9 protein-coding genes are annotated in these 8,394 nt (G+C 53.2%); 6 read left to right on the top strand and 3 right to left on the bottom strand.

What is annotated here, in order from left to right:
* The 3 genes from ACR0BU_RS10895 to ACR0BU_RS10885 form a co-directional block, all read right to left on the bottom strand.
* Positions 1-188: hypothetical protein (locus ACR0BU_RS10895; RefSeq protein ID WP_480737298.1), on the bottom strand; the 188-nt coding region annotated here is incomplete at its 3' end.
* A 294-nt stretch (positions 189-482) separates the two neighbouring features.
* Positions 483-1,736 carry an ArsB/NhaD family transporter gene (locus ACR0BU_RS10890; protein WP_480737297.1) on the bottom strand — a complete coding sequence of 418 codons (1,254 nt, stop codon included), beginning with the start codon at positions 1,734-1,736 and terminating at the stop codon, positions 483-485.
* A gap of 24 nt (positions 1,737-1,760) precedes the next feature.
* On the bottom strand, positions 1,761-2,972 hold the full coding sequence (locus ACR0BU_RS10885) for an MFS transporter (RefSeq protein ID WP_299079511.1): 1,212 nt from the start codon (positions 2,970-2,972) through the stop codon (positions 1,761-1,763).
* Between the two features lie 773 nt (positions 2,973-3,745).
* Between ACR0BU_RS10885 and ACR0BU_RS10880 the strand changes: the two genes are divergently transcribed.
* The 6 genes from ACR0BU_RS10880 to ACR0BU_RS10855 all read left to right on the top strand — a co-directional run bounded on the left by ACR0BU_RS10880 (position 3,746) and on the right by ACR0BU_RS10855 (position 8,185).
* Positions 3,746-5,560 (top strand): BCCT family transporter, encoded by a 1,815-nt coding sequence (locus ACR0BU_RS10880; RefSeq protein WP_480737295.1) that lies wholly within the window; start codon positions 3,746-3,748, stop codon positions 5,558-5,560.
* Between the two features lie 131 nt (positions 5,561-5,691).
* Positions 5,692-6,494, top strand: a protein-coding gene (locus ACR0BU_RS10875; RefSeq protein ID WP_480737294.1) for an IS5 family transposase whose coding sequence is annotated in 2 segments (ribosomal slippage) — positions 5,692-6,040 and positions 6,040-6,494 — 804 coding nt in all. Because the reading frame shifts where the segments join, the coding sequence is not laid out codon by codon here.
* A 57-nt stretch (positions 6,495-6,551) separates the two neighbouring features.
* A complete protein-coding gene (locus ACR0BU_RS10870) occupies positions 6,552-6,905 on the top strand; it encodes a DUF1801 domain-containing protein (RefSeq protein ID WP_480737292.1) in 354 nt (117 codons plus the stop codon).
* A 71-nt stretch (positions 6,906-6,976) separates the two neighbouring features.
* Positions 6,977-7,309, top strand: coding sequence for an ArsR/SmtB family transcription factor (locus tag ACR0BU_RS10865; RefSeq protein WP_480737290.1), 333 nt, complete (start codon positions 6,977-6,979; stop codon positions 7,307-7,309).
* Positions 7,309-7,764 carry an SRPBCC family protein gene (locus ACR0BU_RS10860; RefSeq protein WP_480737288.1) on the top strand — a complete coding sequence of 152 codons (456 nt, stop codon included), beginning with the start codon at positions 7,309-7,311 and terminating at the stop codon, positions 7,762-7,764. The genes ACR0BU_RS10865 and ACR0BU_RS10860 overlap by 1 nt, the downstream gene beginning before the upstream one ends.
* Positions 7,739-8,185, top strand: coding sequence for an SRPBCC family protein (locus ACR0BU_RS10855; protein WP_298934075.1), 447 nt, complete (start codon positions 7,739-7,741; stop codon positions 8,183-8,185). The genes ACR0BU_RS10860 and ACR0BU_RS10855 overlap by 26 nt, the downstream gene beginning before the upstream one ends.
* Positions 8,186-8,394: the final 209 nt, after the last annotated feature.

Here is an 8,394-nt window from a genome sequence, read left to right as displayed (position 1 = left end):
GGATGCACCCAACGCTGCGGGACAACCCAGCCTTTATCAAAGTAAGCCGTGTCCAGCTCATAGATCCCAGCCGCTTCGTTCAACGCCTTGTGTTGAGAGGGAATGGAAAACGTATGTAGGCGACAAATAGTACTGCCGCCAGCGACAGGACCTTTGCTTTTTTTGGCCTCACATCTTTCACCCAGCATCCAAACTGATTCCGTTGATCCTGACCTCTTTTCGGAAAAATCAGGGCAGGTTTTTGGGAACAGACACCGTAGGCGCCTGTTCCTGCTGATCTGCCACGTGGCGAATGCGGATGGGGCAAGGCAACTTAACTAGATTAGTCAAGGGCGAAAGCAGAAGTTCGCCGCATGTGCAAAACTCAACTTGTGGTTATGTGATAGGAGACATTCGGGTAGGAATTCTCAGATCAATTGATAGCGTCTGTCCCCAGAGCAGCGAAGTCTACCTCATGCCGCAACAGTCGCTCGGTTATTTGCCTAAAACGCTTTGCCTGACAGGTGTTCTTCAAGTAGCAATACCCACCCGATCGTTACGAGCGTCGAGACAATGCCAATTGGCAGAACCGCCTTCATGAATTGAGTGAAAGTCACCTCGGCAGTCCCCATGCGATCAGCCATTTGCAGCACTATCACATTGCTGGCGGCGCTGATGATGAACACGTTTCCGGCAAGTGTTGACACTCCGGCCAGCATCATAAGGTTCGGGACCTCATACGAAGGCAACAGCTTGAGGTACATATCCACCAGCGGCACGTTCGAAAAGACCTGACTACCAAAGAAGCTGATCCCGGCGGTAACCAGTGGCTCGTTCATATGTTCGCGTTCTTCACCTAGAGTCGCCTGTAGCGAGCCAGAATCCAGCAGCGCACCGGTTACGATGAACATGGCAACGAAAAACACCAACGTTGGCCAGTCCAACCGTACAAAGGTTTTTGCGCGCGCACCGTCAAACAGATAGACCGGAAGACAGGCAATTGCCGCTGCGACGCCCAACGGATAGCCGAAATCGGAACCAGTGGCAGCCAGAACGCTTTCGACCGTAACCAATACGACCAGAACCGCGATGGCCGAAAGGACGGGCCACTGGGTGCCCTCGGCCTCTTGCACCAGATCAGATTGTTCATCGTCGGGCGTGGAGATAATCATGCGTTTTGACAGCCACAATGCGCTGCCCCCCAAACAGATCAACGTTGGTACGATCAGCCAATGCACGAATGTGACCATCGGAGCCGGCACTTCTCCGCTTGCGGCGATCAGCAGGTTCTGTGGGTTGCCGATGGGCGTGGCCATACTGCCAATGGTCACGGCCACACAGAGCGCCACTAGAAACGTCTTTTGATCCGCTCCAGTTTGACTTGCCAGCATCAAGGCAATGGGCGTGCCGATAATTGCAGCGGCGTCATTCGTCAGAACCGCGGCAACCAGCGCGAACAAGAGCATGAAGGCGACAAGAGACACTCCGGGCGTCCTCCAGCCAACCATCCATCCCGCAATCCGGTGCGAGATACCGTTTTCATACAGCGCCCGGCCAATGGAAAAGACCGAGAACAGATACAGCATGACGTTCCAGTCAATCGCCTCATACGCGGTCTTGGGCGTAATCGTTCCACTGATCAGCAGAACGACAGCACCTGCGGTCATCACGTGCCAAATCTTCAGAAAGGAGGGCAACCATTCGCGAATGGCGATGAGCGTGAAGACGGCGATGGAAACAGCAAGACTGAAGGACAAAGGGATCTCTCCGTTTTCTAGGGATCAGGAGGATTCGGCAGCGGGCTGTTTGTGGGCCGCCGTTTCGGGCATCAGGGTTGCAAAGATGATTGCGCCAAGGATGGACACTCCGGCCAGAAAGTAGAAGGCTAGGTCATAGCTGGCGAACTGTACGATTTCTTCCGCAATCAAGTTACTCGCAGACGCGCCAATACCCACAAGTGTCGCCAAAGCGCCCTGAGCAATGTTGAACCGCCCGGTTCCTTTGGTAACGTCCGAGACAATCAGTATGAACAAGACCGCAAAGATGCCATTTGCTACTCCATCCAGTGACTGGATCGCCACCAGAGCTACTGAGTTGTCCGTCATAGTATATAAGATCGCGCGAACTGGCAGAATCGCAAATGCCATCAAGAACAGAGGTTTACGTCCCCAGCTATCCGCTGTTTTACCGCACAGTATCGCCATGCCGATCATGATGAACTGGGCCGAGATGATGCAGGCCGAGGTGAACGCAATGCCCGATTTTGTATCCCCGCCACTGGCGACCTTTTGGCTGACCAATGGCAGCATGCTGGCGTTGGCGCAGTGAAACAGCACGATCGAAGCACCAAAGACAATCAATGTCCGATTGCCTAGTATGGTGGCGAACCCGCTAGGTCTTTCCTCGCCTAAGTCGTCCTCGGCCACGCCACCGCGGGCAGCTTCATGGTCGATATCTGAGGGTTTGATCATAAGCGTGCAAAAGATCATCCCGATACACATGACTGAGATCAGCACAAACACACCATCCACATACCCAGCCAGCGCCAGTCCTGCGGCGATTGCAGCGGCAACCACATTGCCCGCATGGTTCCAGGCCTGATTGGCGCTGGTCTGACGCGTGAACGCGCGTCGACCGACAACACCCAGGGTGATCGCCGCTATCAGTGGACCAAGAAAGGCAAGGGCCACACCCATCGTGGCCTGTGCGCTGTAAATGGCGTATTTCGCATCCGAAAATACAAGCATCAGCGCGGCCAAGCCCACAGCCGAGACGCATGCCACCATCAACAGGCGTTTTGCACTCGTCCAGTCAATCAATGCACCCGCCGGGGTTTGCGCCAGAACCGTCACAATCGATCCCAGCGCCAATGCAAATCCGATACTTTGCGGGGACCAGTGCAATTGTGCCAGAAGATAGATCGCAAGATAGGGCCCAAACCCCGCAGTCACATCACCGGCAAAAAAATTAATCCCTAAAAGCGGGCGGTTCAAAGCTTTACTGCTCTGTCCAGTGCTGCCGCCGCCTACCAAGATTCCTCGCGCAAGATGCCCGCCTCCCAAGTTGCTTTTTCCGATCTCAGCGCGCTCACGCCGGGCAGCGTTTGTCACGAATGTCGCTTACTTTGCGTCATCAAACAACCCACGCGTGTTTCTCAATTTGAAAACTATTAGTTAGCGATTTTGTTGTGGGGAACAATTTGGAGTCAGATTGACCCCAGACCCGTTCAATTTGGGCGATGCATTCATACGCCGCACGAAAGCCGCGCTAATTGCTCCAGCGGCTACACGCGACACCGAGATTGGGTTCACGCAGACGACGGTACGGCTGCTCAAGCTCTCTAAGAGCTGAAAATAGCTTGTCCAGATCTGATCCAATCTCGAACCGGACATTGCGGGCGCCTACCCGACGTTGAAAAGGGACAATATCACAGGATGCTGCGCTGCATCCGAGGCCAGCTTCGAGCCCAGACCCACAAAAATGTCGCGCTGCTCCGATGGTAGCTTTTGTCAAATAGTTGTTTCGTTGGTCTCGCAGTTCATTTCCCGACCCGCTGTTACTCAGCCCCAATGAGTAAGAACTTAATTAACGATATTTTCAGTGATTTGGGTCAGCCAAACGGTCACAGAGTTGATTCTAAGAAGTGAAAGGTGTTGCAGTCCTGACCCATATTTTGGATGTTTAATGCCTGCGGCGCAAATCTGTGAGGGACAAAAACCGACAGACCTGCGTGCGAAGTAATTGAAATTTGTTAAACCGGAACAAAATGGCGCTTGAGGACCCCTTCACAGACCTCAAAATAGAAACGCAATCGACCGGGTTTTACCAAGGGTACAATCTGCCAATTGCTTTGGCCAGCAAGCTCTCGGTGTCGCTGTTGGTCATTTGGGCGTTGGTTTGGCCGTTCTCGGCAAACGATACTCTTCGATCTTGGAAGTCCGGATTGCTGTCCGAATTCAATACATTCTACGATTTTTCAGTAGCGCTGTTTGCATTCTTTTTGTTTATCGTCGCACTCATCCCGGCAACTGGACGCATGCGGCTTGGCGCAGATGATGAACTGCCCGAATTTTCTAACTTCTCCTGGTTTTCCATGATGTTTGGTGCGGGATTGGGTGTGGGCCTGATGGTGTACGCAACGGCCGAGCCGCTAGGTCTGTGGGAAACGAATCCGCTGACCGTCTCGGGCGAGGTGAATTCCAAGAGCGAAGAGGCCATACGAGGGGCATACCGTTACACGTTCCTGCACACGGGTTTCCATGCCTGGGCCATCTACGTTGTAACTGGTCTAAGTCTCGCATACTACGCTTACACCCGTGACATGCCGTTGACGATCCGCGCGGCGTTGACCCCTCTTCTGGGGGAACATGCAAATGGAGTTACTGGTCATGTGATCGACATCCTCGGGGTTGTGGCGACGATACTCGGGGTGGCGGTCACCATCGGCTATGGCGTGTCTCAACTGGTCGACGGCGCATTTCTGATTACGGGTATGCAATGGTTAACGGACAATGCAGATTCGGCGATGAAACCTTCGACTGCGGGTCTGATTGCAGCGCTGGCTTTGGTCATGACTATGTCGACCTTGTCTGCCGTTTCTGGTGTCGGACTTGGTGTGAAATACTTGTCTAACCTCAATCTGATACTTTCGATGGTTCTGCTTGCGGTCTTCATAGCCTTTGGGTCGTTTACCTTTGCGATGACAACATACCTTCGAGCGCTGATCGACTACATCGTCAACTTCATCCCGCTGAGTTTCCAAACCCACAGCCCCGCGTCGCAAGAGGAATTTGCATCAGTCCTGCCGGTCGAAGCTGCGCCATTTATAGGTGAATTGTTTGCCGGAGCAACAGAGGCCTGGGGAACGAAAGAGACCTTTCTGCAGGCGTTGAGTGATGATGCGGCGGCCCTGCCTGATGCGACCAAAACCGCAGCTTACGATGCGGGCACCCAGGGGCGGTTATTTGAGTGGCAATCTGGTTGGACGACGTTCTACTGGGCTTGGTGGATTGCTTTTTCGCCCTTTGTGGGTCTGTTCCTTGCACGCATCTCGAAAGGACGTACAGTACGCGAGTTCATTTTGGGGGCAGTTGTTGCCCCATCTCTTGTTTGCTTTGGCTGGATGACGATCCTTGGCGGCTCGGCCATTGATCTGGAACTAAATGGTGATGCGAATGGTGCGATCCTCGCAGCCTCAACGACGGCAACCCTGTTTGTCACGCTGAGTGAGATGATCTCGGGCAATTTTTTGACGATCATCAGCATTATGTGCGTGATCCTGACCATGACTTTCCTGGTCACTTCCGCCGATTCCGGGATATTGGTAATGAACACGATCATGTCAGGCGGTGCCGAAGAAACGGACCTTAAACACCGTGTGATCTGGGGCGTTTTGCTGACACTCGTGATCGGAACACTGTTGATCGCGGGTGGTGGAGGTTTGGAGGCGCTAACCAATTCAATGATTATCGGTGCGCTTCCATTCAGCGTTGTTTTACTGCTGATGTGCGTCTCATTGGCGAAGGCAATGATCAATGACCTTCGGCGATCAAGCCAAAACGGATGGTCAAGCGCATCGTGAAATCAAGAACCAATGCTGCTGGATTTCCAATGAGCTACTAGTCCTATCCGGATTTGTCATACCCACATGAAGACCTTCAACCGAGTTCATTGCAAACCGGCGCTAGGCGGCGTTTACAACGCACCACAGGCATGCTTCAAGCTGGAATCCTCGATCAAGACCAGCTTGTCACGAGATCTGATGAGGAATGGGCGTTCTTTGAACACTTCATCCTCGCTATCCGTGCCACTAAAGGGAGCAAACCGACCAACCACCGCCTTGTTCTGGTTGGGATTTTCTGGATCTCCAGAACCGGCTCCCAGTGGCGGGACCTACCTGAGGAGTTCGGCAAATGGTCCAGCGTTTACCGCCAGTTCAGGCGCTGGACTCTGGCAGGGCTTTGGGAGGGCATCCTGGATGCCCTAAACCAAAGCGGAGCCGTTCCCGACGCCCTGCAAATGGTTGATAGCACCGTGATCGGCGCGCACCACCAAGCCGCTGATGCAAAAGGCGGACTCAGGAACAGGATTTTCGCCGCTCAAGAGGTGGGCTTTCGACCAAGATCCACCTCCGTTTCAACGCGCACGGCTTGCCAATGAGAACCGAGATCACGCCGGGGCAAACGTCAGATTACCTTGGCTTTGACCTTGTCATGGCTGACAACCTACCTAAGCCGAAAGTGCTGCTAGCAGATCGTGGATATGACGCTGATCCCATTCGGAAAAACATGAACGAGAGCATTATCCAGCCGCAAATCCCGATGCGAAAGACCCGCAAGATGCGTGTTGGAGTGGATCATACGCTTTACCCGCTGCGCAATATGATCGAGCGGTGCTGCAATAAGCACAAGGGCGCGCGCCGTGTCGTAACCCGCTACGACAAAACCGCTGAAAGTTTTCTGGGTTTCATCGACATCACGTCAATCCGTCTATGGTTCCGCCATTTGTCAACATGACTAGCGATTGGAGTCACGGCCTGTTCTGTCGTGATTACGTCGTTCTTGAAGCACGCTTTGAAACAGGGCCTCGGTTTCCGCCTGTCCAATTATGACAATCCGATGAAACCTGTGGTCGCAGAAATACGGAGGCTCGTGCTGGATGCAGACAGCAGAATTGGAGAGACGATCAAGTGGCAAGCTCCGACCTTCACATACAAGGGCAACATTGCGAGCTTCTTTCCACGTGCCAAAAAACATGCCTCGCTGATGTTTCACAAAGGGCCGTTCATCGAAGGCGAACTTCCCAACCTGGAAGGAGGCGGTAAAGAGGCCCGGAGTTTCAAAGTTGCCAACTTGGAAGAGCTCAAAAACAAGGCCGACGAACTTATGGCTATATGTATCGCCTGGTGCGATCAGCAGGATAGGTGAGAGTCTCACGCAATCAACTCGGTCTTGGCATTGATATTGACATTTAAGCATAAACTTAAATATAAATAGTAATGCCGCCAAGCAAAGCATCATCGGACGTCTTTCACGCCATCGCCGACGCCAACCGTCGGACGCTTTTGGGGTTTCTGGCACGTGAGGCCCGCCCTGTAGGCGATTGTGTCGAAGAACTTGGGATCACCTATGCAGCAGTGTCGCAGCACCTGAATGTGCTGCATGAAGTGGGGCTGGTCGAACGGAAGGTACATGGTCGACAAAGGCTGTACCGGAGCCGGTTTGAACCTCTTCAGGAAGTTCATGACTGGACAGATAGGTATCGTCCTTTCTGGCAGCATCGGCTGAAACGGCTGGGTGATTATCTGGACAAGTACGAGGGTGATAAGTGATGCAGGATCTCCGTCTGACGCTGAAAGAATTTTACCCACACCCTGTCGAATCCGTCTGGCAAGCTCTAACTGATCCGGCGGCCATCGCTGAATGGCTAATGCCCTGCGATTTTCGTCCAATTGCCGGCCACCAGTTTTTCATTCGAGGCACCGCGACAAACAATTGGCGGGGGTTTACGGAGTGTGTTGTCGTCTTAGTTGAACCGCCACGACGGATGGAGTGGCAATGGGCCAGCGCGGACATTCCTGAGCCGACCTGCGTGCGGTTTGAACTGGAACCCGTCGATGGCGGAACTCAACTCACTCTGAGCCACAAAGGGATGACCACACAGGCCGATATCGAAAGCCTGTCGCAGGGATGGCCCGTGAAACTCAAGCAATTGCGCGTTTGCCTAGCGAATTCTAACCGATTGTTGTGGGAGACAGATTATGACTGGATTCAGCAGAACCTTTGAAATCAACGCCTCCGCAGAAGAGGTGTACCAGGCCATTACCATGGGCATTACGCATTGGTGGACAACAGGGTCCGGGAGTGCCTCACAAGTTGGCACTGTCTTTGCAACCCGGTTTGGTAAGACGTACAACCACATCAAAGTGAGCCAATTGATCGCAAACCAGCGGGTCGAATGGGACATTGAGGAACATTTCCATGACAACGAATCTCTGACCCGGGATGATGAATGGACAGGAACGAAAATCCATTGGAACCTGTCTCCCGTAGGGGAAACCAAAACCCGGCTGAGTTTCACACATGAAGGTTTGGTCGAAAGCATGGAATGCTGGGAGATTTGCGAGGCAGGTTGGGACTTTTTTCTATTTGAAAGTCTCAAGACCTACCTCGAAAGCGGCAAAGGCCAACCCTTTCAGCACGAATGATGTCAATATGACGTGGCGCTATTGCAGCATTGGTCAATTGAGTCCGCTTGGCCCAAGGACGGCAGGTTTGTCCCCGCACTCAGGCTAATAAAACTACGAACTCGCGCCCATAGCGAATGTCGGGAAAGCGGGTTGCGGCTGCAGCATCTTGAGGGTTGGCCGAAGGTCTGGAACGGGCCGCTTCCTCTGGAACGAAATGTGTTTCCCGT

Source organism: Ruegeria sp. CK2, from assembly GCF_056536585.1.
This window is presented reverse-complemented; position numbering and strand designations above follow the sequence as displayed.